Source organism: Bdellovibrionota bacterium, from assembly GCA_035292885.1.
GTDB lineage: Bacteria > Bdellovibrionota_G > JALEGL01 > JALEGL01 > DATDPG01 > DATDPG01.
Genome location: DATDPG010000164.1, coordinates 28,910 through 55,209 on the forward strand (window position 1 = coordinate 28,910; position 26,300 = coordinate 55,209).

Consider the following 26,300-nt stretch of genomic DNA (forward strand, 5'->3'; position numbering starts at 1 on the left):
TCGATCGCGTTTAGGACTGGCGCACGAGACAAATGGGCGCAGCCTCACGGCTGAGTTCCCGGAAGCCGGGAATTCGAAATTCGCCGTCCGGAAGTTTCTTGTCGGGATTAAGGATGCCCCTGGGATCAAATGCCGCCTTGATTTCACGAAAGAGCGGCAGAAGGTCGCCCCATTGCCGGGCCATATAGTTCTTTCGAAGCAATCCGTCGCCATGTTCGCCGCTGATCGATCCCTCGAGGCGAAAAATAAGGTCGTAAACATCGTTCATCAGGGACTCGATCCGCGCCGGCAACCGGGGCTTACCTACATCGACGTTCGGATTCACGTGAATGTTCCCGTCCCCCGCATGGCCGAAAATCGCGCCGTCACAATCGTGCCGGCGGAGAATCTCGCGCAATTCGGTAACGTACGTTCCCAGGCGATCGGTCGGGACAACGCCGTCTTCGACGCAACGAAGGGGTCGCCGCGCGCCGGGTTGGGCGTGCAAAATCTTGGACGCGTCGGAACGCAGCGCCCACAAATGCTTCTGAACGTCTGAATTCTCGAGCAAGGCCGCGGCTTCCTTTCGAAGGACCGACGGAATCTCCCCCTCCCATTCCACCCAAAGCGACGCTTGTGCAGTCGTAAGACCCAATGAATCGATAAAACCCGCGTCACCGGTTTGCATGGCTTTCAGGATGTATCGGTCGACCAACTCGATCGCCGCAGGCCGGGAACTGCGCAGCGGTTCCGCGGCCGCAACGGCGACAGAAAGGGAGTCAAACGAGAAGACCGCCGTGTTGCACTTTTCCGGAAGCGGCACGGTCGCGAGTTCGATTTCCGTCGTGAGCGCGAGCGTTCCTTCCGAGCCGACCAAGAGAGGGGTCAGATCGGTCATCGGCGGTATTAGAGTGCTCACGTGATAACCGCTGGCGTTCTTTCTCGTCTTTGGAATCCGGCTTTCGATCCGGTTCCGGGCCGCTACGATGGATCGGATGATCGAAGGAAAAAACGAACCGACCTCCGTACTCTCGGCGATCCGGCCGTCGGCCAGAACCAAACGCAACCGGCGGACGTGATTCCGTGTCGCCCCAAATTTGTACGCGTGCGGGCCGGAGGCGTTGTTCGCGACCATTCCGCCCAACGTACAGTACGCCCGGCTGGAAGGATCCGGCGCAAAACGCCGGCCGGCGCCGGCTAGTTCCCGATTGAGATCCTCCAGGACGACGCCCGGTTGAACAACGGCGGAATTTTCGGAGATCGAAAGAATTCGGTTGAAGTGTCTTGAAAAATCGACAACGAGGCCGGGGCCGATCGCTTGGCCGGCCGTGCTGGATCCTCCTCCTCGCGCGGTCAGCGGAACACCATGGCGGGAAGCGATTTGAAGCAGCGCGCGAACATCTTCTTCGTCGGCGGGGAGGACCACCGCCAGAGGGAAAATGCTGAAAATCGATTCGTCGGTCGAATACGCGGCGCGGCGTTCTTCCTGCTCCCACACCTCTCCGCGCAACTCCAGTCGGAGGTCACGGATCAGCGTCGCATCGGCATCCCACATCCCAATCGTGCTTTAGCGCAAGGGCGTCGGATCGGTAAAGACGAGATAATCCCGGATCCGGCCTTCCTGCATCGAGAAATGGTTCAAAAAAGGAACCTGGACCGAACGCCCCTTGGCCAGCGTGTACTCGACGGTACCTTCGATGAACCAGGTGTTTCCTTGATCCGCGGACCACACCTCTTCGATCGTGTGTCGAATCGTCTGAAGGGATGCGAAATATCCGGCGACGAATTTTTCAATGGCGCTTTTGCCTTGAATCATCGCTTGGCTCCCGTACCGGAACCGGGCATCCTCCGTAAGAAACGACGCAAAGGCACGGGCGTCCTTCCGGTCGATGGAATCAAATAACTCGCGAACCCAGGAAGGAACTTCCACGCAGATCCTCTATTGAATAATAACCGGTGTGCGTTCTTCGGGCCGCCGAAGGAAATGCTCTTTCTTGATTTTCTCCTGCAGAAGGAGAAGGCCCTCGGTCAGGGCTTCCGGTCGCGGAGGGCAGCCGGGAACGTAAACGTCCACGGGAATGATCTTATCGACCCCTTTCATCACCGAATACGCGAGCGAAAAGAGGCCGCCGCATGTGGCGCAGCTTCCCATCGACAAAACGTACTTCGGCTCCGGCATCTGTTCGTACAAAAGCTTTAGACGCACGCCCATTTTGTACGTCAGTGTGCCGGCCACGATCATGAGGTCCGATTGGCGTGGCGTGGCCCGAGGAACGGATCCAAACCGGTCGATATCGGCCCGCGGGCCGCCGGTTTGCATCAGTTCAATGGCGCAACAGGCGAGGCCGAAAAGCAGATACCACTGCGAGCTGGCGCGGGACCAGTTGATCACTTCGTCCACACGCGTGGTAAAAAAATTACCGTCGATTTCTTGATGCAAGCTTTTCATCGGGGCGCCGTTTTCTCCTATAACTATAATACGAAATCACGCAAGTCCGGGCCCGTCAACGGACCAAGACCAACGACCTGGTTTTACTCCCTTTTCTGCGCTCTCCGTCCTCGCCGACCAACGGAACGCGCGGGCGATCGTCGCGATGAATCATCCGAAGAAAATTCTCCTCCAACTCATTTTCGAGATCATGAATTTGCCACGGTTCCAAACCCGGGACGTCGATTTTGCCTCCCGCGATCAGGCCGTGACCGCCGCCGCTCCCTTTTCCGCGCACCAGTCGCTTCATCAATGAGCCGGCATTCTTCCGGATATTCGTCGTCCGCATGGAAAGAACGACCGCGTCTTTGTACTGGCCGACGCAGAAGGCCCAAACCATTCCCTGCATTCGAAGCATCAGATCGGCGACCTCGGGAATGATATCGGGTGTGTCGACTTCGCCCAGACGGGTGACCAGGGCGTTTCCAACGATCTGGGCGTTTTCAATGGCGTCTTGAATCCAGGAATAATAGCTCTGCGGAACGCGTGAATTAACAATCTTTCCCAGAAGTTTCTTGTTCGCGAGGGGAAAAAGCTTCATGTAACACTCGGTGTCGATCTGGTACGCCTCCCTTCCCAAGTCCTGCGTTTCGGACTTAATTCCGTAGAGAAGCGCTGTCGCGAGATTCCGGTCGATCTGAATTCCCAGCTTGAAAAGGTATTCCGCCAGAATCGACGCCGTCGCGCCGTACCCTTCACGAACATCGGCGAAGGGCACCTTTCGGGTCGGCGCGATCATCGGATGGTGATCGATGACCAGGTCCGGGATCCTTCGGGGAGGGAGAGAATTGTTTCCGGTCCCCGGCTGAGTGTCGACGAGAGCGATATGGTTGTAATCCTCGATACGGACCCGGTCGATGGGGCGGAGATTCATCCGGAGGTATTTCACCATATGGGCGTTTTCCGTCCGGCCGATAATTCCACCGTACGCCACCGTGGTGCTCGCCTGTCCGATAAAAGACGCGATCTCCCTCAACGCCGCGGCGCTGGAAATCGAATCTGGATCGGGGTGGTCGTGGGTAAGAATCAAAAACGATTCACCCTGGCGGAATTGATCAAAAAATCGCTGTAAGACCGATTCCTGGGATTTTGTCTCGTCCGGCATTTATTTAATAATACTAAATAGTTAGGGTGTAATATTAAGAAAACCGTTCCTCTTTCCAAGAATCGGCGTCGTTGTGATACCCCCGAATTTCCCAATAGCCTAACTTGTCCTTGGGTAGGAATTCAATCTCCACCACCCATTTGCAACTTTTCCAACCGTAGAGTTTTGGCACGATGAGTCGCATGGGTCCCCCGTGGTCCGGCTCTAAAGGTTTTCCGTTCCAATGCGTCGCCAGAAGTACGCCAACCCGTGCGCAAGCTTCTCGGGGGAGGGACGTGTCGTAACCTTGGTGATCGGCAAATCGAACGAACTTCGCATCTGGGTTCGGGCGGATAATTTTAGCGAATTCCGTAAAGGGCGTCCCTCTCCACCGGTTGTCAAAATTGGACCAGCGGGTGACACAGTGAAAATCGCTCATCGTCTCCGTTCTTGGCCAGGCCAGAAATTCCTCCCACGAGACATTCCGCGGGTTCTCCACAGGTCCATGCACTTTGAGGCGCCACTTCTTGGGATCGAATTCCAGCGGGGAACCTTCGTGGAGCACCGGCCACTTTTCCGAATACGTCTGACCCGGCGGCAGACGTTTTTTCAAATGATCTGGGACTTTTTCAGGCATGAAAGTTCGCTTAACTACGCGATATTGTATATGTTTTCACCACGTTGCAAGCCCTGATCCTCACACTCCTGATCTTGGCGAGCCTGGCGGGCTTCCTTCTACCACTGTTCAAGATCGTTCAACTGATGAAGAGGGCCAAAGGAACGCTGTTCCTTCAGCCGGTCGGTCCCCGTATCGGACGTTTTATCTCGGAGGTTCTCTTTCAGTCGAAGGTGATCCGAGAACGCCCCCTCCCCGGCTTTTTGCACGCCCTGGTCTATTGGGGATTCCTCGCGTTCGGGCTGGAAACCGTGGATCACTTTGCCAGAGGATACGGGACAACCTTTCTTGGAACCGGGGCTTTCCATCAAGCGTTTTCTACGTTTGTAGCTTTTTTCGCGTTTCTGGTCCTGATCGGAATCCTGGGCCTTACGTACCGTCGCTTCGTTTTGCGACCCAAGACTCTTGGAAAATTTTCTCCCACCTCGTTGACGGTATCTGCGTTCATTTCGATCCTGATGGTCACGTACCTCGCGAAATATTTTGGATGGGTGGAGGAAGGTACCTGGGCGGGTCAGGTGAACTGGTGGCTTCATGCCCTCGTCATTCTCGCGTTTCTGGTCCTGATTCCGCAAAGCAAACACCTTCATCTCGTCTTATCTCCGGTTACAACGTTCCTAAAAGACCTGAAAATCGCTCGGATCCGGCCGCTCGATTTCGAAAAGGAGGAACTCGGCGCCGAAAAACTCTTGGATCTTCACCCGCACACGGTTCTCGGCGCGTATTCCTGCGTCGAATGCGGCCGATGCAAGGACCACTGCCCGGCCAACAGCACGGGAAAGGTTCTCGATCCGAAACAGTTCATTCTCGACCTCCGCAGGGGATACGAAACCGAGCCCGGCGGCCCGGCGGTGGGGGAGTTCGTGAATTCGGAAGCGATCTGGCAGTGCACGACATGCGGAGCCTGCACGACACAATGTCCGGTGGGGATTGAACATCTCATCCCGATGATCGAACTGCGGCGCGGAAGCGTGATGTCGGCGGGAAAATTCCCGGCCCCGATGGCGAATCTTTTCAAGGGACTCGAAACCACCGGAAATCCTTGGTCCTACGATCCAGGAAGCGCGGAGCCATTTTTGAACAAAAACGAGGTTCCCACGTACGGCGGCCAGGAAGTTCTCTACTGGATGGGATGTATGGCGCGTTACGACGCTCAATATCAAAAGACGTCGAAGGCGTTCATGGGACTCTTACGACAGAGTGGCGTTTCGTGGGGCGTATTGCGGAACGAGACCTGTACCGGCGATGCCGCCCGGCGCGCCGGGAACGAGTTTCTTTTTCAGCAACAAGCTCGGCAGAACATCGCTACGCTCAATGGAGCGAAGCCGAAGACGATCGTCTCCACGTGCCCCCACTGCATTTGGACAATCGAAGAATACAAGGACATGGGCCTGGATTCCTCGATTAGGGTCGTTCATCACACCGAGTTTTTGCGACCGTTTGTCGAGAACGGAAAAATTAAGAGCCGAGACGAGACCAAAAAGCTGGTTTACCACGACCCCTGCTATTTGAGCCGTTACACCGATGCCGGCGGCGTATCCAATCCCCGCGCCGTTTTGGATCACGTGTCAAAAGACCGCGTGGAACCGACCCGGTCGGGCAGCCGCTCGTTTTGCTGCGGTGCCGGAGGCGCCATGCTCTTTACGGAGGAAAAGCAGGGGAAACGGGTCAACCACGAACGCGCGGATGAGCTGTTGGCGACCGGAGCCGAGGTCATTGCCACAGGCTGTCCGTTTTGCCGGCTGATGATCACCGACGCAGTGCGCGATCGCGGAAAGGACAACGTCAAGGTGGCCGACATCGCGGAGATTCTGGGCTGACGAGCGCGGGAGGCACGATTTCCACCATTGAATCGGCATGGTAAAATAACCGGGTTCTTGCAGGCAGTCGGCAGCCCGCCTGCGAAATTTGGCAAAGCAGGGATTAACATCCATATTACCGCCGCATTATGAAAGACGGACTCTCCAAAGAAGATCTCTTTAGCCCCGGCCTCGAAGGGATTCCGGCGTGCCATTCGAAAGTCTGCTTCATCGACGGAACGGCCGGTATTTTGGAGTATCGCGACGTCCGAATCGAGGAATTGGCGGAACACTCGACGTTCGAAGAGACCAGTTATCTGTTGTTGAAAGGAAAGTTTCCGAAGGCAGATGAAATGAATCAGTTCGACTGGGATCTTCGCCGGCACCGGCGGCTGAAATTCAAACTCGCCGATATCATCAAATGCCTGCCCGAAGACGGTCACCCGATGGGTGCGCTGCAGACGGCGATCGCTGCACTGGGCGTATTTCATCCGATGAAAAATGTCGCCGATCCCGAGGAGAATTATCATGCGATGCTTCGCCTGATCGCGAAAATCCCCACGATTATCGCCACGTATCATCGCGTGCGGAACAATCTCGAGCCGATGATCCCGAAAGACGAATTAAATCATGCGGCGAATTTTCTCTACATGCTCACCGGCCAAGAGCCGCGGGAACGCGACGCGAAGATGATGGATATCTGTCTAATTCTGCATGCCGAGCACGGCCTCAATGCCTCGACATTTTCGGGCCGCGTGACCGGATCCACGCTCGCCGATCCTTTCGCCGTCATCGCGGCGGCGATCGGCACACTTTCCGGCCCGTTGCACGGCGGCGCCAACGAAGAGGTGATCGACATGTTCCGTCAAATCGGTTCGGCCGACCGTGTCCGTCCCTACATCGAAGAGCGGATCGCTAAAAAAGAAAAGATCATGGGGCTCGGCCACCGTGTGTACAAGACCAAGGATCCCCGCGCGATAATTCTGCAAAAACTGGCGCGGCAGCTCTTTGCGGACAAGCAGGACGATCCCTTGATGGCGGTGGCGGAGGAGGTTGAGAAAGTCGCCCTCGAAAAATTGTCCGCGAAGGGGATCTATCCGAACGTCGATTTCTATTCCGGAATCGTCTACAACCAGCTCGCTATTCCCGGCGATCTCAACACCTGTTTGTTCGCCATGGCGCGGATTTCCGGATGGCTGGCTCACTGGCTGGAGCAGCTGGACGGCAATCGTCTCTACCGCCCCACGCAGATCTACGAGGGGAGCCACCAAAAGCCGTACCCTCCGATCGATCAGCGTTAATCGGCAGGGCTCGCGCAACGGCATATTGACATGTATACGTATATGTATACAATGTATAAATGAAGGCCCGCGATCTCAAGAGGCTGCTGAGATTACGGGGATGGTGGGACACGGGTCGCGGGTCCAAGCACGAAAAATGGACCAACGGAATTCATACGATCGCCGTGCCTCGGCATAAGGGAGTTGCGGAAGGAACCGCTCGGGCGATTCTGAAGGAAGCCGATGAGTATGGCCAAAAGGAGGAAGAGTCATGACGTTTGAAGGACGTATTTATCCCCCCGAGAAAGGGGAACGTTATTGGGAAGTAAAGATTCCGGACCTTGGGGTCTTCACGCAGGGGAAATCGGAAAAGGATGCCTACGCGATGGCGGTAGATGCCGTAGAAACAGTGGTGGATCAAAAAGGCTTTCGCGTCGAGATCCGGCCCTTTGGGGATGGTCGCTTCTTGCTTTTGGCCAAGCATCCCGCGCCTCTGATCGGAAGATGGCTGCAACGTCTTAGAACGGAAAAGGGATTAACCGTGCGACAAGCAGCCAGACGAATGGGCTCCGTTTCACCTGAAGCCTGGTCGCGATATGAATCTGGCCGGGCTTCGCCAACGATCGACAAACTCACTCAACTGCTTCGTGCCGTTGCACCGGAGGCTCAGTTCACTTGGAAGCGGTTGCGGTTAGCCTAAAACACCCGATTTCGAGTTACAAGCGCGCCTGCCGATATCTCTCGCCAACATGATGATCGAATGCGGTCAACTGTTCTGTTTTTTGAAAACCCCGCACCTGCGCACCACAATTATAGCAAACGAGAACATTGGGCAGCGTTAGGTAGAGGACAACATCGACCAGAGCCAGAGCGAAGAGAACGCCCATTCCAAGGATCCATTCCAATAAAAGTAAATAAAACGCGAACGCCAAGAAAACAATCAAAATGCCCAGCAACAGTTTCTTCGGAACATCTTTCTGAATAAAAGCGTCAAGCGATCCGCACGACGGGCATTCCTCCCACTCCCCTTTTTGAGCAAGAGACTCGGCCATCCGGTACGTCACCGTGTGACCCCTCTTGCATAAAAGCACACCTAAAAGAGGCGTGGTGTCGCTGATCTCGATCCAAGGAAGAACGGATTTGCACTCGCGGCAGTTGAATCGAATCCACATGTCAGGCCGGCAAAATCGTGATGGAGCTTACGTAGAGCGCCGTCCCCTCGCCCACTAATACCATCGCCAAAAGAGCGAAAAGGATTCCCGTCGTGGATTGAGTCGATCGGATCTTCGTCGTTTCCCAAGCCATATAGGCGAGCAACAACGGCCCCAAAATCCCAAACAGGACGCGCATCGTGGAGACCGAGACGATGAAAATCGGATCGACGCGTACCTGCGGGAGAATCCACGTGGCGAGATCCGCGTTTCCTCGGTAGAGAATCACGGTCGCCGCCAGTAGAAGCGTTGTTCTTACGATCAAGAGCAGCGCCAGCCAGGACGTGGTGCGGCGCAGTGGCCGGATCGAAAGCTGCGACGCGGAGAGATACCAGTGACCGACGTTCATCGCGACCACCGCCGCGCCCATAATAAGGCCGCCGAGGAACATTGATGTAGCGTCCCCCAGGGTGTGCCATCGAATCGGCGTATGTTGTCGCAACGGTCCAAAGATGAACAAAGCGCCCAAAACAACTGCAATCCCCAATAGAGCCCGTTCGATTCCCCGGGGAAGCGACACGACCGTCGCCGAATAGACGGCGAGTAAAAGTGAAAAAAGAATCAAAACGACAAAGGACATTCGATCCGCGCCGATCCATTGGGTGAGCAACGCCGAAGCGATTCCGAGAACCGCCGCGATTAATCCGTTCAGACGAAAGAACTTGGGTTCAACATCTTCGGGGCGGACAATGAGCATCGCACCGACGACACCGATCGCTACTTGAGCGCAAAGATGCGACGCCAACCCTCCCAGAGGAAGGATCTCCATTACAACCTCCGCTCCGGAAGCCTCACGACGACATCCCCCAGGACGGCGGCCTGACAGGAGAGGCGCGCGGAGGGAGCCAGGTTCTGCCGGCGAAGGTGCGATGCTTCCACTTCGTGGACGGGCGATAGGTTCTCGGTCCCCTGTTCAACGATGACATAGCAGATGCCGCAAACGCACTTGCTGTCGCAATCGTACGGAATTCCCACGAGGTGCTCTTTGGACACGTCTAGAAGCGTTCGGCCTCGGCGAACATCAATGCTCCGGTTGCCGGGAAGAAAGGTAATTTTAGCGGTGGTTACGGACACTAAATCACTGGATCGGCGTCCGCCCCGCAAACCCTTGATCGTAACTGTGGAAAAACGAAATACTCTCTTCGTTGTACCGCCAGCAGAAGAATCCGTTGCCCGAATCGAAGTCGACGAGCCAGAGCCCCTTCGGCACAGCGCCCAATCGAGTGATGTGCGTAGCCCACCGGTCAATTTTTTTCTGAAGTTCCCGGCTCAACTGCTCGCGCTCGTCTTCGTCCAAATTGGGGGGTTCGAGGGCGTGAATCAGGGACGCCGTTTCCCGGACCGCCTGATTCGTCAGTTCCTGAACTTGCGGCAGCGCTGCCCGGGCTTCGTTCAGCGTAAACCGTTTCGGCCGGTTCAAATAAAGGACTTTGGCATTTTCAACATCATTCATGGTCGCATCGTCTCGATCGTCTGGTAATCCTCGAGCAAGAGCTGTTTTTTGAACACGACGCTCTCCCTCGACCCGGACGACATCACATGTACATTTGAAAGCCGTATCGCGTCAACCGGGCAGGCTTCCTCGCACATCCCGCACAAAATACAACGACCCATGTCGATCACAAACTCCGCCGGAACTCGCTCCCGCTTGTCCTGATCCGAATACTCCCCGATATTGATCGTGATCGCGATGGGCGGACAGACCACTTCGCACAATTTGCACGCCACGCACTTCTCGATTCCGTTCTCCCCCATGATCAGTTCTGGATAGCCGCGGTATAGAGGTGGATAGGTCCATTTTTCTTCCGGAAATTGAAGCGTCACCTTTTTTTTGAACAGGTGCCGAAGCGTGATTCCGAGTCCCTTCACGATCGCGGGAATGTACAGGCGATCCCACCAACCGAGGCGGGGACGAGGCGCGACGACTACCGCCATACGGCTCTTTCATAATGGGCGTACGTTCGGGTCGACTCCGGAATCTCCGTCACTTTCTTCGGGTATCCGGTCAAATCCTGGGCCAGATCCTCGTACACGGCCCCAGCCTCTTTGGGCGTGGCCGCGCCCAACAAAGCACTCAAAGCCGAAAGAAACGTTAACGGCTCATATCCCGGCGCGATCCTGCGGGTCGACCGGCGAAGTCTCTGAACGCGGCCGAACGTGTTGGTATAGGTGCCGCGCTTCTCATAGAAGGTATCGAGTGGAAGAATCCATTTTGCTTCGGGATGAGCCTCTCCCGAGCGCGTCACCCACTGACCGAACAGGCGCATCCCCCGGGCGTATTCATCGAAAATCGGCGTCGATGGCGTCCGACCCATCCATAGCAACCCTTGGACTTTTCCCCGCTGGATCTCCTCTTCGAGATCCGAGAAAGGCCGAACGCGATCGCTCCACTGGTCGAGCATTCCGTGTGCATTCGAAGCACTCAGAAGCAGAGCTACGGAGATGCGCCGCGGGCTCCTTTGGGCGGCTGACGACAGCCACTTCTTCACCGCCGCGATATTCGGATCCGATAAAACGTGTTCCGACAAGAAAACGAATAGCGGTTGATCCGTGGATAGGATCGGCCAGACGATCTCCTCCGCCTTGTTTTTTGCCGGTACCGTTTCGCCTTTTTCTATTCGATCGAGAGCGTGGAATACGCGTTCCAGGCGCTCCCCTTCCGCCGTCAGATGCCCCGCTTCAATATCGTCGAATCCCATGTTCTCTCCGCCGATCGTGACCATTTGGGTCCGGTGGAAATGAACCTGCCTTCGGAGGCGCAAGACCAAGACGGGATGGTCGTTCTCCAGACGTTCCCCCAGAATCAAAACGGTCGGAGCGCGATCCAGCGAGGCGGGAAAATCGGCGCGAACGGAACTCTTTCGAAGTGTCTCCCAGATCTCGATTCCGCCTCTCGACACCGGGGCGAAAACACGGCCGTTCAAAGCCGCCTTGGCCAGCGATTTCACTTGATAAAATTCCTCGTTCGTCACGGATGAATCCACGATCCACGCCAGAGATCCTTCCGGGACACGGCGGATTTCCTGCGCCAAAAGACGCGCCGTTTCTTCAACGGTCTGCGGCGCGCTGCCGTTGCCCGGGATAAGCGGCTGTTGAAGGCGTTCACCACCGACCAGAGGATCCAAACTGAAACGCCCACGATCGCAGAGCCACCATTCGTTCACGGCCGGTTCGATCCGCGGCGTCATTCGAAAAATCTTGTCTTCCTTGCGCCAGACCTGGGCGCTGCAACCCAAGCTGCACTCCCCGCAGACTGTGTCTACCGTTTTCATTTCCCACGGCCTCGCCTTGAATCGAAACTCCCGGGCCGTCAACGCGCCGACGGGACAAATATCCGCCAGGTTGCCGGTGAATCCGTTCGTGAGCTGCGCGTTTTCCGGAACAAAAATTTCGGAGCCGGCACCGCGGTTGCGAATCTGCAATTCCTCCCGGCCGGTAAAATCGCGCGAGAACCGCACGCAGCGGTTGCAGAGAATACAACGCTCTTTATCCAAAATGATGTGATCTCCGATAATTTGGTGCTTCGGCCGGTGAGTCTTCTGAAACTCAAAACGGCTGGCGAATTGGCCGGAGTCGAGCGTGAAATTTTGAAGCGGACACTCTCCGCCTTTGTCGCAAAACGGGCAGTCGAGCGGGTGATGTAGAAGAAAAAATTCCAGAACTCCTTTGCGGGCCTTTTTCACCGCATCGGATTGGGTATTCACATCGAGACCTTCCTTCACCGGAACGGTGCAGGAGGTCTGCATTTTCGGCATACCCTTGATGTCCACGAGACAGAGACGACAGCTCCCCTCGACCCCGATGCCGGGGTGATAACAGAAATGAGGGATTTCGATCCCGGCGTCGAGGCTCGCCTGAAGCAACGGCGAGCCGGCTTCCGCCTGAACAACTTTGCCGTCGATCTTGAGGTTCACTTTCGGACTCATCGGTCGCATTCCCCCATCACCGGATCGAGACTCGCCACAATCGAGACGACATCGGCGACTTTGTGTCCGGGTAAAACCTCGCCTAAGATTTGAAGATTGGTGAACGACGGGGATTTGATCCGCATTCTCCACGCCCTCGGCCCGCCGTCGGAAACAACGTAAAACCCCAATTCCCCCTTCGGAGCCTCGATCGATTCGTACACATCGCCGACCGGGGGTCGGAAACCGCTTCCGATGATCTTGAAGTGATAGATCAACTCTTCCATCTTGGAATAGACTTTGTCTTTCGTCGGAAGAACGACGCCCGGTACATCGGACGCAATGGGTCCTTCGGGAATATTCTTTACGGCTTGCCGCAGGATCTTGATCGATTCCCGCATTTCGATAATTCGTACCATATATCGATCGTAGGCATCCCCCGTGGTACCGATCGGAACATCAAAATCAAAATCGGCGTACGACAGGTACGGTTTCGCCCTCCGAAGATCGTACGGCACGCCGGAAGCCCGCAGGATCGGCCCCGTGATTCCATAGGTCATGCACTGCTCTTTCGTGATCGTTCCTATCTTCGCCGTTCGATTCACCCAAATCGGATTTCGACTGAGGAGTTGTTCGCATTCGTCGATCACCTTTCCCAACCCATCCAGATAAGTCCTCAGCTCGTTTAACCAACCGTCGGGGAGATCCCGCATCAGGCTTCCGATCCGCGTGTAACTGGTCGTCATCCGCGTGCCCGTCAGTTTTTCCTGCAGGTTGTAGATCAATTCCCGTTGCTGAAACGTGTAAAAGAAAATCGTGATCGCTCCGATATCGATCGCATACGTGCCCAGGCTCAAGAGGTGTGCCGAAAGCCGGGACAACTCGCAACAGATCACGCGGATGGTCTTGTTCCTCGGCGTGAGTTCGATCCCCATGAGTTTTTCAATGGCCATCGCGTACGCGACGTTGTTCGAAAGCGGCGCCAGATAGTCGAGCCGGTCGGTGTAGGGGATGTATTGATGGTACGTCTTGTGCTCGCCGAGTTTTTCGTAACCTCGATGCAGATAGCCGACGTGAGGATACGCGGCGACGATGTCTTCGCCGTCGATCTCCAACACCAACCGCAAAACCCCGTGCGTACTTGGGTGTTGCGGCCCCATATTCATGATCATCGTTTTTTCTCGCGTCGGTTCCTCGTTCGTCGGAACCGGCGGAAGATTAACCTTCGCCTCGTACGTAGTGGCTCTGGAAGTCGGGTTGATTTTCTTGGTAGCCTGCGCTTTCTTTTGAACCTGCATGATCGCCCAGATCAGACCTTCGGGGCGGGGCGGGCAACCGGGAACGTAGACATCCACCGGAATCACCTGATCGAGCCCCTGCACAACGGGATAGCTGTCGAACATTCCGCCGGTGATGAGACAAGCGCCCATCGCAATCACCCACTTCGGCTCGGGCATCTGGTCGTAAACCCGCCGGACGACCGGGGCCATCTTGTTCGTCAACGTCCCGGACACAATCATGAGATCCGCCTGCCGGGGTGAAAAACGGAACGCCTCCGCGCCAAAACGAGCGACGTCGAACCGGGAACCGACGATCGCCATCATCTCGATCGCGCAACAGGAAATCCCCATCGGCATCGGCCAAAGACTGTTTTTCCGGGCCCAATTGACGGCGTCCGCCAGCTTCGTGGTCACGAGATCGACGCCGCCGGCACTGTGGTTCTCGACGGTCGCCGGTTTCGGGGAATACGTAGGAAGTGGCTGGCTCACTTGCGCCCCTTTTTACTTGAAGGGAGGTATGTCGACAACTCCTTGGCATCAAAGGGAAAACCGTGCCCCGGATGAATTTTTCCGGATGGACCGATCCGACGAATCAACTTCCGTAGACTCTCCTCCCAAAGTACAGCGTCGTGCGGCGAACGTTCGCAAAGATCGCCGACAAACCATTGGGATTCAATATGAAAGGAAATATCTCCAATGGAATGTCCTGGAGTTTCAAGAACTTCAATTACAATATCTCCGAACGACATTACGTCTTTATCTTTCAAGAGCGATTCCACGAGCGGCGCCTTAACACCACAAAGACCCGATTGCTCAGCTAAAGAAGGTAACTGTTGAAGCGCCGGAAGTTCGGCAACATGGGCGCCGATCTTGCAGCCGAGCCGAACAGCCGCTTCCTGGGCTCGAGCGGCATGGCGAAGATGGCCGTGCGTTAAGAGGATTGCCCGAACGCCGAGCGAATCTTGCTTTACACGAGCCAAAATCGATTCGAGGTCGCTGGCGGGATCGATCAAAATCGCCTCTTTCCTACCGGAAGCGGATACCAAATAGGTTCGAGCCGCATCCTTCGAACCAAACGATTCAACGATGATCATTCGGCTAACCCTGCCCGCCATTGGCGCAGCTTTCAAGTTGATCCGAGAAGAGATATGAGAACCCCATGGCGACTTCATTTGCTCCCGAGCCAATTCGAAAGCAGGTTGTGGAGGCTTTTTCCGATGCGGAGGCACCGGCTTACGCCCAATTCGGCACGACCGATGCCGAGGGGAATTCCCAGATCCGGACCGTCCACTTTCATTATCTTTCCGAACTTGACGTTCTTGCATTCAATGCCCACGTCCGTTCACCGAAATGGGCCCACCTCAAAGCAAATCCGAAAGCGTCAGGCTGCTATTTCGATACGAAAAGGTTGATCCAATTTCGGTTCGAAGCCGAAGCCTGCTGTTTCGCGGACGGCGGCGGGCACGATCCGCTTCTCGATTCGATGTGGGCCAAAATCCGGCCCGACGTCCGCGCTGCCTATTGGGAGGATCAAAGCTCGTCCTCGTTTGACGTCGATCGACGGTGTTCCACGCTGGGAGTCATCGTGCTCCAACCGACGCTTTGGGACATCTGCACGATCGCCATGGAAGATTACCGAAAGGGAAGGCGCGTTCTTTACCGAAATCGCAAAGGCGTCTGGAGCGAGGAAAGAGTCTCGCTTCTCCACGGCGAAGCGCCCCCAAGCCGATAGCGGCCGCACCCGGGGAACCCTGGCCCCTCCGGGGGTGGAATTTTAGGGGCGTTTTCGGGTAATGTTTATGAACAACGAATACGACTATGAAGTCCTCCCGCAGAAAGCACCCCCGAGTCAACGCAGAACTTACCGCTCAAGCCAAGCCTAATCGTCGGAATATGTTTGAAGGAAGGGTATTAAACTTAAGCGAAGGAGGCGCATTTTTAGCCACAGCTGAAAAACTGGCCGTGGGAAATGGGGTCATCCTAAACTTCACGTTGAACATAACCGGCCGCCAAAGGTCCTGCATGGTTGAAGGAAGAATTGTGTGGGCAAACACCGATCCATCCCGGGGCACGGTAGGAACAGGCATTCGTTTTGACCGTCTCTCCCCGGCAATGGTTCGATTCATACGCGACTATGTGAAGGCAGAACTCAAAGGGGAGGTAAACGCTGAAGGCACGACCACGGACTCCCAAAGCACTAAACCTCCTGTGCGAGGGCAATTGCGGGGTTGATATCTGATGACGGAGACGAACGGCTATTTCTTCAGCTTGTCGTACGAATAAGCGCCGCGCCTGGATTTGCGGCCGGGGCGCCCGTCGGCAACACGCTTCTCCAAGAATCGGCTGGGGCGAAACCGGTCCCCTCCCTTTGTGAAGAAAGTCTTTCGGCGGTTCGTGCGTTGGACGGCTTGGACCGCTTTGTTGTTCGCCGGGCTCGCGGCCATTCTTGTTTCTGCGTTTTATGCCTATCGAGGAGTCGAAGAACACCGATTCGAGGGGCGAATCTGGAAGCCCTGCGGAGCGACTCTTAAGGAAGCGCTCCGGTGCTTGAAAGAGGCCGAGGCCGGTTTCCACCAAGAAGACACCCTTGTCATCGCGCAAAAAATCCTGGCGGAGTTTGGCGACGAGCTTCCGGCTTCATCGAGAGCCGCCCTGTGGTACAAGATCGGATCCGTCCACAACAATCAGTCCCATTTTAAGCCGGCCGTCCGAGCCTTTCAGAAGTCGATCGATCTTTCGAAAAGCTCCGGAGCTTCCCTTCGGAAAGAGGCGACGTACCGCCTCTGCGCCGCCCTGGCCTCGATGGACCGAGTCCGAGAAGCGGTGGCCTGTTATGAAGATGCCTACGAACAATACAAGTTGAAACGATTCCTCAAGGATGCGGAAGACCTTAAAGCTGGCCTCCGTCACCCTTCCGACGCGCCGGAGATAAACGTGACGCTCCGGTTCGCGAGATCCGTGGGAAGGGGAAAGTCTCTGATCGTTCGCGGAAGTTGGAACCAGAGGGGCGAGCACGACGCAGTGACCGGGTGGGCCCCCCTCCCGATGACAAAGGCCGACGACATGGATGACGAAACGTGGACGCGTGAAATCCGTCTGCGGACGGATTCGGATCTCCCTTACGTTGCGGTCGTCAGCGAGCAGGATTCTCTCCGGGCGTTTTCCTCGCGCCCGGTCGGGATCGCCACGTTTCACGCCTCCGCCGCCGCAAACCGTCGAATCGATGTCAGGCCTTATGTTTCCGGGGACCGCCGCAACGCGGATCGGCCGGCCGCAAAGAGCGACGGCCGCCGGCGGATCGTGGTTCTTTGGCCGGATTCCGGTACGTGGCTCCATTTTATGACGCTCGTTCATTCCGATCAGGCGCCGAACACCAAAGCCTTAATGGAGTCCGGCGCATTCGGAATCCTCGACTCCGATCCGCCCATCACGAGCGTGGCTACGGAAAAGCTCACGCATTTTTCCACCACGGAGTGGAGTCTCCGGAAATGGGCGCGCCTCGGCCTACTTCAGCTCAAAGGGATTGAAATGCTCGAGTCTTTTGTCCCCGATGTTTTGCTTGAAACGCTCCTCCCCACGGGCCAGATTGCGATTTGGGATCACCTCAAGCGGCACGGGCGGTCTTCGTTAAACCTCATCTTCTCGGACCCCTATGCGTACGCCCACGACGAGGCGAGAGCGGCGGATTTGATGGCGCACGGCCTCGGTCCGATCGAACTCTATGAGAAGCGCGCGGAGGCCGCGTTTCCTGATTTCTTTGTCCGATATTTTCACTTCGACGGAGATGCGAAGAAGCTTCGGAGGAAATTCGTTGAAACCCAATGGAAAGCGATGCACGCGCGCCGGCTGTTGGCGGAGGAAGCTATAAAAACGCGAGCGTTCGATCTGGTGATCGTACGGTACGCGAGTTTCGATCTCATCCATCATTACGGGTCGGTGCTCACGTCTTCCCAAGACACCTTCTTGGAAGACCTTCACGGGTTTTACCGTTATGCGGACGACAGCATCGGCACCCTCCGAAAACTCATGGATGCCGACGACATCTTCATCCTCTTGAGCGACCACGGGAGTCGCGACATGGTCCGCCACCACCGCGATTCTGTTTTCGCCGCCGCGGGGGACGGAATCCCCCGCAACCGCTATCTCGGGCGATCGGATATCCGTGTGTTTCCCGGATGGGTCGTCGCTCTCCTCGGCGCGCCCGCGGCGGAACATGCCGTTTTCCCGCATGACCCGGCCCTCCCGACCCCGGTGCCGTCAAAAACGAATTCTCCTCCGGGCATCCGCTAACGGCAGTTTCCAAAATACCCGACCGTGTTTACGTTCGATCAGGTGTCCCGGCAACTCCCCCGCTTACGGAACCACGCGATAAATCAGAACAGCGAACGGCTATTTCTTTAGCTTGTCGTAAGAATAAACGCCGCGTCCCGTTTTCCGGCCGAGGCGGCCTTCGGAGACGTACTTTTCAAGTACCGGGCTCGGGCGGAAACGGTCCCCGAGAGTCTTGTGAAGGTATTTAAGGGTCGTCAATCGTACGTCGAGGCCGACGAGGTCGACCATTTCAAACGGTCCCATCGGATGATTGAGACCGAGTTTGATCGCCTTATCGATATCCTCGGGCGAGGCGATCTCTTCCTCCAGCATCCGGAAGGCCTCATTTCCGATCAGGGCGTTCATTCGTGACGTGACGAATCCGGGAGATTCTTTCACGACCACGGTCTCCTTTCCCATCGCCCGAGACACTCGCCTTGCCGTTTCAATCGTCTCCTCACTCGTCGCCTCGCACGTCACGATTTCAATGAGTTTCATCTTGTGAACCGGATTGAAGAAGTGCATTCCGATGAAACGATCCGGCCGCCCGGAGGCGGCGGCCATCTCGCCGACCGGTAATGCGGAAGTATTGGTGGCAAGAATCGCCGATTTCGGGGCGAGGGAATTCAGGCGCTCGAAGAGGTCGCGCTTCATCGTGAGATCCTCCGGAATCGCCTCGATCGCCAGATCCGCACTTCGGGCGGAAGCCTCGAAGTCGGTGACAAAAACCAAATTGCCCACAGCGCTTTTCATTCCTTCCGCCGTTACTTTTCCGACTTCGACCCCCTTTTTCAGGTTCTCTTCAATATTCGCTTTGGCCTGGGCCAGAATTTCTTCCGAAACGTCCTGAACGGTGGTGGCAAAACCACCCAACGCCGAAACATGAGCGATCCCCCGGCCCATCGTTCCGGCGCCGACTACGAGAACATTCTTGACCGGATTCGCCGTCATGTCCGGCTGCTGGCGGAGGGAGTCAAGACGACTTTGCCGAACTGTTTCCGGTCTTCCAGCAACTTATGAGCGACTTTTACATCCTTGAGCGTCAACACGCGATCCACGACCGGATGAAGTTTTTTCTCCGGAAAGTACTTGAGAACTTCCAAAAGCTCCGCTTTCGACCCGACGTACGAACCCAAGACGGAAAGGTGGCGGGAAAATATGTAGCGGAGATCGAGCTTCACGATGGGGCCGGTGGTGGCACCGCAGGTGACCAAGCGGCCTGCTCGCGCCAGCGACAGAATGCTTTTCTCCCACGTGGCGGGACCCACATGCTCGATCACGACCTCCACGCCTTTCTTGTCCGTCAATTTCATCACTTCGGCGTGAAAATCTTTCTTCACGTAATTGACGGTGTCGTCGGCGCCCAAATCCTGGGCCTTTGCGAGTTTCTCTTCCGTGCTCGCCGTGGCGATGACGCGCGCTCCGAAGAGTTTCGCGATTTGGATCGCCGCGATTCCGACTCCGGACCCCGCCGCCAAGACCAACACATCCTCCCCCGGCTGAACTTTCGCCCGCGCCACAAGCATGTGCCAGGCGGTCAGAAACACGAGGGGGATACTCGCGCCTTCGACGAAATTGATCCCTTGAGGCATCGGGATCACGTTCGTGGACGGAACTTTCACGTATTCGGCGCAGCCGCCGTCCCGTTTGAACCCCAGGAGCGTGTAGTCGGGGCACATGTTGTCGTTCCCCGCGAGACAATATTTGCATTCTCCGCAGCTGACTCCGGGGGAGAGAAGAACTTTGTCCCCCTTTTTGATTCCACTGACCATGTCCCCTGTTTCATGCACTACTCCTGAAATGTCGGTGCCGGGAATCACGGGCAGCGGAATTTTAATTCCAGCAATGCCCTGCCGGGTCCAAAGGTCGAGATAATTGAGCGCACACGCCTTTACGGCAACCAAGACCTCGTTCGGTTGAATCTTGGGGTCGGGAACAGACTCGTACGTCAGGCGTTCCAACCCGCCATGTTTATGAATTCGAACCGCCTTCACGTCGCGGAATCTACCGGATGTTCCGCGTTTTACTAAGGAAGAACTTTTCGGGCGTTTTCGACCAGCATTTTTTGTTTGGCCTCTTCCGAAAGCGGAAGGGACTCGAACACCGCAAGATTCTCCGCCATATCGGGGACGCCGGGACCCGGCCAGTCCGTGCCGTAGAGAACCTTGTCCGCGATCTCCTCCAGGCGTGGGAAATAGGAGAGCAGCGACTTCGGAGGTATGCCGGAAATGTCCATGAAGAAATTGGGGTGTCGCCGGACCAGAAAGAAACAGGTGTTCATCCAAAGCGGCCGGCCGCCGTGGGCCAGCACCACGCGGAGGTTCGGAAAATCAACGCCGATGTCGTCGCAGGTCATGGGATCTCCATACTTGTTCCTCGCGCCCGGGAAAATCGACGTCCCGGTATGGATCATGACCGGAACGCGATATTCTTCCGCCTTCCGGTAGATCACTCCAAGAGCGTGAAGACCGCCGCGGTATTCGTTCGGGAACACCAGCTGATGCGGCGGATGGATTTTGATCATCCGGATTCCCAGATCACCGCAAAGTTTGTCCATCAGATCTTGCGGGGCCGGGGAAAGGCGCGGGTGCACCGAGCCGACAGCCAAGAGCCGCGCCGGAGAGACCGAACAGAACTTTGAAACCCACGAATTCACGTCGTCGGTGAATCCCATGATGTCGGGACTCACGTAATTGACGACGCACACACGATCGATACCGACGCGGTCGATGTGATCGATAAACTCCAGTGGATCTTCTCCGTAGCGGGCGATTAAATCGGCATCGGGTCTCTTTTGCCGCATTTTCTGCAGCGCTTCCGGTTTGAACATGTACCAGGGCTGAACATGCACATGAAAATCGGTAATCCCCTCCCGTCGCCGCACCTGCGCTCCCGAAGCTTTCCGTTTCGGATTTGTCGTCTCTTTTTTCGCTTTCGTCACGCGTGGGAACAGAATAAAACAATCGCCGATGAAAGCCATTCAATATTCGCGGCACGGCGGGCCGGAAGTCCTTGCCTACGTCGATCTTCCGGACCCAGTGCCCGGCCCGGGGCAGGCCGTTGTGCGTCTCAAGGCCGCCGGAATCAATCACATCGACATTCACATCCGCCGAGGCATTCCCGGAATGAAAACTCCCCTCCCCCACATCCCGGGTTGTGACGGCTCCGGGATCGTCGACGCGGTCGGCGCGGGCGTCACGAACGTTGAAGCGGGTCAGCGAGTGACCATCAATCCAGGGACCTCGTGTGGCGTATGCGAGCAGTGCGGCGCCGGAGAAAAGAGCCTATGTCACCGCTACCAAATTCTGGGAGAGCACGGCAACGGCACATATGCCGAAAAAATCGCGATCCCGGCCGTCAATGCTTTGCCGATCCCGGATTCCGTATCCTTTGAAACGGCGGCCGCGGCGCCATTGGCCTATCTAACGGCTTGGAGCATGGTCGTGTCGAAGGCTCGTGTACGAGCGGGAGATGCCGTGCTCGTCATGAGCGCCGGCTCTGGCGTCAGTACGGCGGCCATCCAAATCTGCAAGATGCTGGGCGCGAAGGTCTTTGCCACCGCGAGTACGCCGGAGAAGGCCGACCGGGCCAAAAAGGACCCGGGCGCCGACGTCGTCATCGATTACACGACGACGCCGATCGACAAAGAGATTCGAACCCTGACGGAAAAACGGGGCGTCGACGTCATCATCGACCATGTCGGGGGTGAACAGTGGCTTCCGATGCTTCGTTCTCTTCGGAAGGGTGGAACGCTCGTCACGTGCGGAGCGACGGCCGGTTTCGAGCCGAAAGAAGATCTCCGCCAAATCTTTTTTCGGCAGCTCCGGATTTTGGGCTCGACGATGGGAAACGACGCGGAACTGCATTCAGTCCTGAAACTTGTGTTCGAAGGCCGACTGAAACCAATCATTGATAAGAGTTTCCCCCTTAAACAGGCACCCGAAGCTCATCGCCGAATGGAAGAGCGGAAGTCTTTCGGAAAAATCGTGTTGATCCCGTAGATCCGGTTTCCGCTACCGATACGGATCTGGCGAAAGAGATCTCCTGCGAAGTTCGGCCTTACCGGGATTTGGATTTTCCGGATTGTTTTACGCTGTTCGCGGGCTTGGTTAGTGTCCTGCTGCAGCAAATGGCGGTGGTCACCGTCGTCAATTTTCCGACGTGCGCTTGCACCGAAGCGATCGCATGGTTGATCGCGGTCGTCGTGGCGGCATCAACGCTCCCAATCCGAGAATTCGCGTTTTGCAACGCCGCTATCAGATTGTTGGCCGCCGTCACGGCGGTTCCCGACGTATTCGCAAAGGTTTGTGTGAGATAATTTTCAGATTTGCATTGAACGATCGTGGGATCGTTGAACGTGTCATTTATCTCGTCGCTTACCGCCTCGGAGAGGTCCCCATCCGAATCGGTGTCTTGTTCGCTGTAGTCCGCGATCACGTTGTTTGCCGCATCCAGGGCGTCCTCCGCATACTCGCTTTCGCTGAACTCGCTGTTATGCGTATTGTCCGATTCCAAAAGCGCCAATTCATTTAGGATATCGGTCGACGTAGCCGTGGATTCGCTTATAACATCCGCCGCCTGAAGCGTCAGATCGTCGATGGCGTCCTGAGTGAGGTTCGGACATGGCTCCTGTGCCTGGGCGCCAGAGAGCGTCAACAGAAATCCGACGCTGCACGCGATGGACGCTGCGGATGGTAGGCGTTTTCCTCTAGTCGCTTTCCGATTTTTCGCAAATGGGTTCATCTTTCAATCCTCCGATCTAGATGTTGCAACGACAATATTGGAAAGTATCTTTGCAGCCCGCCTTGCAGGACGCTTTGGCGTCTTTGCATTGCTGTTTGCATGCTTGTTTGGTGTCCTTGCACGTTTGCTTGCAATCCCGCTTGGTTTGTCGGCAGGTCTGTTTGCACTCCCGTTTGTCCTGTCTACACTCCCTCCGGCACTTTCTGCGCTGCGACCCCGTGTACTGATCGCAGTTGGCGTAGCATGTGTCTTTGGTATTTACGCATGAAGTGGAGCAGCTCGCCTTTTGTGTTTCACAGGTTTGAACGCACAGACCTTTCACAGTCTTGCAGTCGCTCTTGCAGGACTGGAACGAGTCTCTGCACCCCGTTCGGCAGGTGTGGCGATTCGGCTTACAACTTTGTTTCTGTTGGCGGTACGCGCGTTTCCGATCTTTTTTGGATACGTACGCTTGAATGCCGGAAAGATCCGATGGGGCCGTTGCCACAGGGCCGGTCCGAGGTCCGATACTTCGTTCCCACATACGAATGAATTTCTCCGATGAATTTTCGATGTTCGTCGTGTCGATTCCGAAATTGTCGAGCTGATGTACCAGATCCGGGAGGAGCCCCTCGTGGCCGAGACCCAGGATATCGAACTCGGTCCCGACGCCGTTAAAGGACCGTTTGCATTCCGCTCGAGCCTGACAGCGGCTTTCTCTCCGGATACCGCTTCCGGAGCAGGGATCGGTTTTTCCATACGTCTCGCAGGCGTCGGTGTTTCCATACCGCGGGCGGGTCTGTGTGATGAAACCGTTAAGGTCCGTGGCGAAAGCGATGTCGACGTTTAATCCGTTGCGCCCCAAGGCATACGCTTGCGCAAATGATTTAGCGGATCCGTGACAGTCGTTCGGAACCAAGGCTGGCTGATAGTGAAGAACTTCTTCATTAGCCGTTCGAAGGCCGAAAATTCCTCCCGTCTCCTTCACAATGTCTACGATGTTCGCGGGTGTCGTTTTCTCTTCCAACTGCTTTTTTGGTGTCATGATCTCGCGGAAGTGACCGTGGGACATGAAGAGGGGGTAATAGTTTCTCGCGACGGAGATGTTATAGATTTCGTTCACAGCGTTCTCGGATACATGGGAGAGATCGATGAGCATCCCGAGATTCATCATCTCGTTGACCAGGGCGACACCGTCCGCCGTAAGGCCCTTTACGTTCTTGCAACTTGAGTCAAGATCAAAACCGAAGGGATATCGATCCGAACAGTCTGTTTCGATGTGACACGTGTCCATGAATTCGCCGATGAAGAAAACGGTGTGATGAGGGGCCGCGCCTGAAAACTGATTGTCGAATTGGTGCACCGGCTGAACCGATCGAACGCCCAGGTCGTAAAAACGACGGAGCTCAGCCATATAGTCGGGCGCGCCTTCGAACAGGCGGGAAGCTTCAATGGCCAGGATGATCGCGAGTTTTCCCTCATGAATGATCCGCCGCGCATCTTGCGGTGTGAGCGCAATCTCGGCCCATGGGTGATTTTGAACAAAGTTGTGCGCCATGTTGATCTCTTGTTCGACGGCGAACATCTCATCGCAGAAGGGGTTGAATAGCGTCGGCGGGTTCAGATTACACAAAAAAGCGTTATCGACGGCTGACATGACCATTAACGAAAGTCCCCGGTCGTGCGCCTGCTTTAACCACCCCTCCCAAACTTGCTGGTGAGCCGAGACATCCCAACGGGGCCAGCCGGTATACGTCGGATAGCCGAACGTTCGCAAAAGGTGAAAGCCTGTGTCTTTCCCCAAAATTTCGGAAAGTACGAAGTCCAGCACGTGGATTAAAATCGTTGTCGCGTGAGCGCACGGATTGAGCGCTGTCAGACGCTCCAAGAACATTCGACCATGGCTAAAACCGTCGCATGGCGCGAGAGCGATATCCTCGGGTCCAGCGGCGTTTCCCCAAAGCCAGTTCCCGCCGAAGGCGAGTTCGGAAAACGTGTGAATGTGCGTATCGGCAAACCCAGGGACCGGACTCAGCGCGGCCGCTTGGTTCGACAGGGGGACGCGAAAGATCAGGTACTCTTTGTGATTAAACCCGGGATAGAATGGAGCCGACGCGTGGCTGGTGTCGTTTCCACTGTTAAACCAAATCCAATGTGCGTTGGATGAAATGGCTGGGACTACTGGAAACGGGCTCTCCACGGGAAAGGTTCCGTTGTTTACGCCCCCGATCGTCGGGATTCGCCATTTGAGATTCGTATCCGCGTCGCCGGCGATCGAGCGAATGTCCGCCGAACCGGGCCCCTGTGAGGGAAACGGCTGGTCAAGATCAATGAGAGAGGGGACCACCTGGACCAATGGGTCCCCGCTCAAAATCATCTTACGGTTGACCTGAATTTGAAACAGGAGGCCCTGCGTGCCGACATCGTCGCCCCAAGCGGTAATGTAAAGGAAAGGATCGTTGGTAACGATGGACGCCGCGGCGGCGCTCCCGGCCGACGCATTTCCGCCGCTGACCGGCGTGATCGATCCATTGGCCGATTGGGTGAACAAGGCGAACGAGTCGAAGCCCATGACTTGAGTCTGAACATTCAGCCCCCCTCCGCCGCCAGGCCCGTTAGGGTTATGCTTCTGGGTGTTGCCAGCGACCGTCGCGGCACGGACGCCGAGACCGTTCGTGAAGGCGAATGCGACGATTAACCATCCAAGAAGGGGTAGAAAAACGCCCACGAGCGGTCTCTTCGGTTGCCGAGGAGGGCGCATCGGCCTCCCATGTCAAACATGACGCTCCTAGTCAAGGTAAACCTCCTAGGAAATTTCAAGAATCCGGCGGTTGTATTGGGGCGAGAATGGGTGTGGCCGAGGAGATCGATGGACTCCGCGATGTCCGAGCGATTTCGGTCAAGGTGCGAAACCACACGCTTTGGATTCGCATCGATATCCGCTTCGAGGGGCGTCTAAAAGTCTTCCTCGATCAGACGTTCGCGTTGAAAGACGCCGCGAAAGCTCATCGCCGAATTGAAGAGCGGAAGTCTTTCGGAAAAATCGTGTTGATCCCGTAGATCCGGTTCCCGCTACCGATACACTTCACTCCGATGGGCGATCTTCACGACGTCCACAACTTTGCGGGCGTCATCGACAGCATAGACGACTCGATAAGGTCCTTGTCTCAGCCGGTATTTTTCCTCGCCTGAAAGCTTCTGCGAGCCGGGCGGCCGGGGATTCAAAGATAAGCCTTCGATTCGCGCGACGATCTGTTGAACAATTTTCTTTGGAAAACCCTCGAGCTCCTTGAGCGCCGATGGCTTGATGGAGAGACTATAATTTTCCACTCGAGCGCAGTCTCTTCAACGCATCTTCAAACGGGAGGCTCTTCTCTTTTTTGCGCTCGTCGAACGAGGCCAGATCCTCAAGGTCCTCGGAAAGATTGAGCCGAATCACTTCGTTCACAATCTCCGACACCGATTTTTCAATCTCGGCGGCCTTGAGTTTCAGGGCTTTATGAAGGTCGCGATCAAAGTAAATGGTCGTTCTCGAAGTGTTTGCCATTAAAATTCATTAAAGCAT

28 protein-coding genes are annotated in these 26,300 nt (G+C 56.0%); 8 read left to right on the forward strand and 20 right to left on the reverse strand.

What is annotated here, in order from left to right:
• Nucleotides 1-10 precede the first annotated feature (10 nt).
• Genes VI895_12030 through VI895_12050 form a run of 5 tightly spaced genes read right to left on the reverse strand, consistent with a single transcriptional unit; the run spans nucleotide 11 to nucleotide 4,188 of the window.
• Nucleotides 11-1,534 carry an FAD-binding oxidoreductase gene (locus VI895_12030; protein ID HLG20526.1) on the reverse strand — a complete coding sequence of 508 codons (1,524 nt, stop codon included), beginning with the start codon at nucleotides 1,532-1,534 and terminating at the stop codon, nucleotides 11-13.
• A 12-nt stretch (nucleotides 1,535-1,546) separates the two neighbouring features.
• On the reverse strand, nucleotides 1,547-1,909 hold the full coding sequence (locus tag VI895_12035; GenBank protein ID HLG20527.1) for a nuclear transport factor 2 family protein: 363 nt from the start codon (nucleotides 1,907-1,909) through the stop codon (nucleotides 1,547-1,549).
• 9 nt (nucleotides 1,910-1,918) lie between these two features.
• A complete protein-coding gene (locus VI895_12040; GenBank protein ID HLG20528.1) occupies nucleotides 1,919-2,428 on the reverse strand; it encodes an NADH-quinone oxidoreductase subunit B family protein in 510 nt (169 codons plus the stop codon).
• A 55-nt stretch (nucleotides 2,429-2,483) separates the two neighbouring features.
• Nucleotides 2,484-3,572 (reverse strand): DHHA1 domain-containing protein, encoded by a 1,089-nt coding sequence (locus VI895_12045; GenBank protein HLG20529.1) that lies wholly within the window; start codon nucleotides 3,570-3,572, stop codon nucleotides 2,484-2,486.
• Between the two features lie 34 nt (nucleotides 3,573-3,606).
• Entirely contained in the window at nucleotides 3,607-4,188 is a 582-nt protein-coding gene (locus VI895_12050; GenBank protein HLG20530.1) for a molybdopterin-dependent oxidoreductase, read from the reverse strand.
• Between the two features lie 44 nt (nucleotides 4,189-4,232).
• Between VI895_12050 and VI895_12055 the strand changes: the two genes are divergently transcribed.
• From VI895_12055 to VI895_12070, 4 genes are all read left to right on the forward strand, one after another.
• A complete protein-coding gene (locus tag VI895_12055) occupies nucleotides 4,233-6,047 on the forward strand; it encodes a (Fe-S)-binding protein (protein ID HLG20531.1) in 1,815 nt (604 codons plus the stop codon).
• Between the two features lie 128 nt (nucleotides 6,048-6,175).
• Nucleotides 6,176-7,327, forward strand: coding sequence for a citrate synthase (locus VI895_12060; protein ID HLG20532.1), 1,152 nt, complete (start codon nucleotides 6,176-6,178; stop codon nucleotides 7,325-7,327).
• 59 nt (nucleotides 7,328-7,386) lie between these two features.
• A complete protein-coding gene (locus VI895_12065) occupies nucleotides 7,387-7,581 on the forward strand; it encodes a type II toxin-antitoxin system HicA family toxin (protein ID HLG20533.1) in 195 nt (64 codons plus the stop codon).
• Nucleotides 7,578-8,006, forward strand: a complete 429-nt coding sequence (locus VI895_12070; protein ID HLG20534.1) for a helix-turn-helix transcriptional regulator — start codon at nucleotides 7,578-7,580, stop codon at nucleotides 8,004-8,006. The genes VI895_12065 and VI895_12070 overlap by 4 nt, the downstream gene beginning before the upstream one ends.
• Before the next feature lie 16 nt (nucleotides 8,007-8,022).
• On the opposite strand, the gene VI895_12075 is transcribed toward VI895_12070, so the two are convergent.
• The 8 genes from VI895_12075 to VI895_12110 are packed head-to-tail and all read right to left on the reverse strand — an operon-like array spanning nucleotide 8,023 to nucleotide 14,796.
• Nucleotides 8,023-8,478 carry a hypothetical protein gene (locus tag VI895_12075; protein ID HLG20535.1) on the reverse strand — a complete coding sequence of 152 codons (456 nt, stop codon included), beginning with the start codon at nucleotides 8,476-8,478 and terminating at the stop codon, nucleotides 8,023-8,025.
• A 1-nt stretch (nucleotide 8,479) separates the two neighbouring features.
• The gene (locus tag VI895_12080; GenBank protein HLG20536.1) at nucleotides 8,480-9,286 is read right to left on the reverse strand and encodes a hypothetical protein; all 807 of its coding nucleotides are present in this window, start codon (nucleotides 9,284-9,286) and stop codon (nucleotides 8,480-8,482) included.
• Complete coding sequence (locus VI895_12085; protein HLG20537.1) at nucleotides 9,286-9,591, reverse strand: 2Fe-2S iron-sulfur cluster-binding protein; 306 nt, start codon at nucleotides 9,589-9,591, stop codon at nucleotides 9,286-9,288. The genes VI895_12080 and VI895_12085 overlap by 1 nt, the downstream gene beginning before the upstream one ends.
• A 4-nt stretch (nucleotides 9,592-9,595) precedes the next feature.
• Nucleotides 9,596-9,970 carry a DUF2203 domain-containing protein gene (locus VI895_12090; GenBank protein HLG20538.1) on the reverse strand — a complete coding sequence of 125 codons (375 nt, stop codon included), beginning with the start codon at nucleotides 9,968-9,970 and terminating at the stop codon, nucleotides 9,596-9,598.
• Nucleotides 9,967-10,452 (reverse strand): NADH-quinone oxidoreductase subunit NuoI, encoded by a 486-nt coding sequence (gene nuoI, locus VI895_12095; GenBank protein ID HLG20539.1) that lies wholly within the window; start codon nucleotides 10,450-10,452, stop codon nucleotides 9,967-9,969. The genes VI895_12090 and nuoI overlap by 4 nt, the downstream gene beginning before the upstream one ends.
• Nucleotides 10,443-12,443: a 2Fe-2S iron-sulfur cluster-binding protein gene (locus tag VI895_12100; GenBank protein ID HLG20540.1), complete on the reverse strand. Its 2,001-nt coding sequence runs from the start codon at nucleotides 12,441-12,443 to the stop codon at nucleotides 10,443-10,445. Before VI895_12100 ends, nuoI begins: the two co-directional genes overlap by 10 nt.
• Entirely contained in the window at nucleotides 12,440-14,191 is a 1,752-nt protein-coding gene (nuoD, locus tag VI895_12105; GenBank protein HLG20541.1) for an NADH dehydrogenase (quinone) subunit D, read from the reverse strand. Before nuoD ends, VI895_12100 begins: the two co-directional genes overlap by 4 nt.
• Nucleotides 14,188-14,796, reverse strand: a complete 609-nt coding sequence (locus tag VI895_12110; GenBank protein HLG20542.1) for an MBL fold metallo-hydrolase — start codon at nucleotides 14,794-14,796, stop codon at nucleotides 14,188-14,190. Before VI895_12110 ends, nuoD begins: the two co-directional genes overlap by 4 nt.
• Nucleotides 14,797-14,861: 65 nt before the next feature.
• On the opposite strand from VI895_12110, the gene VI895_12115 reads away from it, so the two are divergent.
• Entirely contained in the window at nucleotides 14,862-15,434 is a 573-nt protein-coding gene (locus VI895_12115; protein HLG20543.1) for a pyridoxamine 5'-phosphate oxidase family protein, read from the forward strand.
• A gap of 638 nt (nucleotides 15,435-16,072) precedes the next feature.
• Nucleotides 16,073-17,992 carry an alkaline phosphatase family protein gene (locus tag VI895_12120; GenBank protein HLG20544.1) on the forward strand — a complete coding sequence of 640 codons (1,920 nt, stop codon included), beginning with the start codon at nucleotides 16,073-16,075 and terminating at the stop codon, nucleotides 17,990-17,992.
• Nucleotides 17,993-18,091: 99 nt separating this feature from the next.
• Here VI895_12120 and VI895_12125 read toward each other — a convergent pair whose 3' ends face one another.
• From VI895_12125 to VI895_12135, 3 genes are read right to left on the reverse strand one after another with little or no spacing between them, the layout of a single operon-like run.
• Nucleotides 18,092-18,964, reverse strand: coding sequence for a 3-hydroxyacyl-CoA dehydrogenase NAD-binding domain-containing protein (locus VI895_12125; protein ID HLG20545.1), 873 nt, complete (start codon nucleotides 18,962-18,964; stop codon nucleotides 18,092-18,094).
• The gene (locus tag VI895_12130) at nucleotides 18,961-20,007 is read right to left on the reverse strand and encodes a zinc-binding dehydrogenase (GenBank protein HLG20546.1); all 1,047 of its coding nucleotides are present in this window, start codon (nucleotides 20,005-20,007) and stop codon (nucleotides 18,961-18,963) included. The genes VI895_12125 and VI895_12130 overlap by 4 nt, the downstream gene beginning before the upstream one ends.
• Nucleotides 20,008-20,039: 32 nt before the next feature.
• On the reverse strand, nucleotides 20,040-20,954 hold the full coding sequence (locus VI895_12135; protein HLG20547.1) for an amidohydrolase family protein: 915 nt from the start codon (nucleotides 20,952-20,954) through the stop codon (nucleotides 20,040-20,042).
• A gap of 28 nt (nucleotides 20,955-20,982) precedes the next feature.
• Here VI895_12135 and VI895_12140 point away from each other — a divergent pair, with 28 nt between their 5' ends.
• Nucleotides 20,983-22,014 (forward strand): zinc-binding dehydrogenase, encoded by a 1,032-nt coding sequence (locus VI895_12140; GenBank protein ID HLG20548.1) that lies wholly within the window; start codon nucleotides 20,983-20,985, stop codon nucleotides 22,012-22,014.
• A gap of 58 nt (nucleotides 22,015-22,072) precedes the next feature.
• On the opposite strand, the gene VI895_12145 is transcribed toward VI895_12140, so the two are convergent.
• Entirely contained in the window at nucleotides 22,073-22,756 is a 684-nt protein-coding gene (locus tag VI895_12145; GenBank protein HLG20549.1) for a hypothetical protein, read from the reverse strand.
• A 16-nt stretch (nucleotides 22,757-22,772) separates the two neighbouring features.
• On the reverse strand, nucleotides 22,773-25,463 hold the full coding sequence (locus tag VI895_12150) for a membrane dipeptidase (GenBank protein ID HLG20550.1): 2,691 nt from the start codon (nucleotides 25,461-25,463) through the stop codon (nucleotides 22,773-22,775).
• Nucleotides 25,464-25,582: 119 nt separating this feature from the next.
• Here VI895_12150 and VI895_12155 point away from each other — a divergent pair, with 119 nt between their 5' ends.
• Entirely contained in the window at nucleotides 25,583-25,795 is a 213-nt protein-coding gene (locus tag VI895_12155) for a zinc-binding dehydrogenase (GenBank protein ID HLG20551.1), read from the forward strand.
• Between the two features lie 12 nt (nucleotides 25,796-25,807).
• On the opposite strand, the gene VI895_12160 is transcribed toward VI895_12155, so the two are convergent.
• Nucleotides 25,808-26,065, reverse strand: coding sequence for a type II toxin-antitoxin system RelE/ParE family toxin (locus VI895_12160; GenBank protein HLG20552.1), 258 nt, complete (start codon nucleotides 26,063-26,065; stop codon nucleotides 25,808-25,810).
• Nucleotides 26,052-26,282 (reverse strand): CopG family transcriptional regulator, encoded by a 231-nt coding sequence (locus VI895_12165; protein ID HLG20553.1) that lies wholly within the window; start codon nucleotides 26,280-26,282, stop codon nucleotides 26,052-26,054. Before VI895_12165 ends, VI895_12160 begins: the two co-directional genes overlap by 14 nt.
• Between the last annotated feature and the right edge of the window lie 18 nt (nucleotides 26,283-26,300).

Excerpts from the sequence above, each read along its gene's own strand:
- VI895_12040 (HLG20528.1), bottom strand. The coding sequence starts at position 2,428 with ATGAAAAGCTTGCATCAAGAAATCGACGGTAATTTTTTTACCACGCGT.
- VI895_12075 (HLG20535.1), bottom strand. The coding sequence starts at position 8,478 with ATGTGGATTCGATTCAACTGCCGCGAGTGCAAATCCGTTCTTCCTTGG.
- VI895_12030 (HLG20526.1), bottom strand. The coding sequence starts at position 1,534 with ATGTGGGATGCCGATGCGACGCTGATCCGTGACCTCCGACTGGAGTTG.
- VI895_12125 (HLG20545.1), bottom strand. The coding sequence starts at position 18,964 with ATGACGGCGAATCCGGTCAAGAATGTTCTCGTAGTCGGCGCCGGAACG.
- nuoI (HLG20539.1), bottom strand. The coding sequence starts at position 10,452 with ATGGCGGTAGTCGTCGCGCCTCGTCCCCGCCTCGGTTGGTGGGATCGC.
- VI895_12045 (HLG20529.1), bottom strand. The coding sequence starts at position 3,572 with ATGCCGGACGAGACAAAATCCCAGGAATCGGTCTTACAGCGATTTTTT.
- VI895_12110 (HLG20542.1), bottom strand. The coding sequence starts at position 14,796 with ATGATCATCGTTGAATCGTTTGGTTCGAAGGATGCGGCTCGAACCTAT.
- VI895_12080 (HLG20536.1), bottom strand. The coding sequence starts at position 9,286 with ATGGAGATCCTTCCTCTGGGAGGGTTGGCGTCGCATCTTTGCGCTCAA.
- VI895_12165 (HLG20553.1), bottom strand. The coding sequence starts at position 26,282 with ATGGCAAACACTTCGAGAACGACCATTTACTTTGATCGCGACCTTCAT.
- VI895_12050 (HLG20530.1), bottom strand. The coding sequence starts at position 4,188 with ATGCCTGAAAAAGTCCCAGATCATTTGAAAAAACGTCTGCCGCCGGGT.
- VI895_12155 (HLG20551.1), top strand. The coding sequence starts at position 25,583 with ATGGGTGTGGCCGAGGAGATCGATGGACTCCGCGATGTCCGAGCGATT.
- VI895_12115 (HLG20543.1), top strand. The coding sequence starts at position 14,862 with ATGGCGACTTCATTTGCTCCCGAGCCAATTCGAAAGCAGGTTGTGGAG.
- VI895_12140 (HLG20548.1), top strand. The coding sequence starts at position 20,983 with ATGAAAGCCATTCAATATTCGCGGCACGGCGGGCCGGAAGTCCTTGCC.
- VI895_12100 (HLG20540.1), bottom strand. The coding sequence starts at position 12,443 with ATGAGTCCGAAAGTGAACCTCAAGATCGACGGCAAAGTTGTTCAGGCG.
- VI895_12145 (HLG20549.1), bottom strand. The coding sequence starts at position 22,756 with ATGAACCCATTTGCGAAAAATCGGAAAGCGACTAGAGGAAAACGCCTA.
- VI895_12060 (HLG20532.1), top strand. The coding sequence starts at position 6,176 with ATGAAAGACGGACTCTCCAAAGAAGATCTCTTTAGCCCCGGCCTCGAA.
- VI895_12065 (HLG20533.1), top strand. The coding sequence starts at position 7,387 with ATGAAGGCCCGCGATCTCAAGAGGCTGCTGAGATTACGGGGATGGTGG.
- VI895_12090 (HLG20538.1), bottom strand. The coding sequence starts at position 9,970 with ATGAATGATGTTGAAAATGCCAAAGTCCTTTATTTGAACCGGCCGAAA.
- VI895_12070 (HLG20534.1), top strand. The coding sequence starts at position 7,578 with ATGACGTTTGAAGGACGTATTTATCCCCCCGAGAAAGGGGAACGTTAT.